This is a genomic window from Dietzia sp. DQ11-44 (assembly GCF_014145205.1).
GTDB classification, from domain to species: Bacteria; Actinomycetota; Actinomycetes; order Mycobacteriales; family Mycobacteriaceae; genus Dietzia; species Dietzia natronolimnaea.
Genome location: NZ_JAALEC010000731.1, coordinates 1 through 370, shown reverse-complemented (window position 1 = coordinate 370; position 370 = coordinate 1). Strand labels below are relative to the sequence as shown.

1 protein-coding gene is annotated in these 370 nt (G+C 65.9%); it reads left to right on the top strand.

The window, feature by feature from the left end:
- A partial coding sequence (locus G6018_RS16460) for a DUF4913 domain-containing protein (protein ID WP_182640210.1) occupies positions 1-309 on the top strand: 309 nt, incomplete at its 5' end.
- Positions 310-370 lie beyond the last annotated feature (61 nt).

Here is a 370-nt window from a genome sequence, read left to right as displayed (position 1 = left end):
ACCGACGAGTTCGCCTTCTTCGACGACTACCTGCGACTGGCCTACGAGTCGACGGGTATGAGTCAGAAGTGGTGCTCGCGCTGGTGGGCGCACCGCTCTGTCCGATTCCGCATCCGTTCGATGTGGCTCGCGTACGAGTCACTGGCCCGCCGGGACCCGGCCACCTGCGATGAGGTGTTCCTGCGCACGATCGGCGACCACCATATGCCGCTCCTGACGGGAGAGCGCTCACCGATGGTCGCCTGCACGTCCGGTCACCAACCGGGCAAGCCCTTGAAATCGGACCCCATTGAGGAAGGCACGCTATGAGCTCGCATCCCAGCGACCCGGTGGTCGCCGATCTGATCCGTCACGCCCGCGTGGGCGCGGC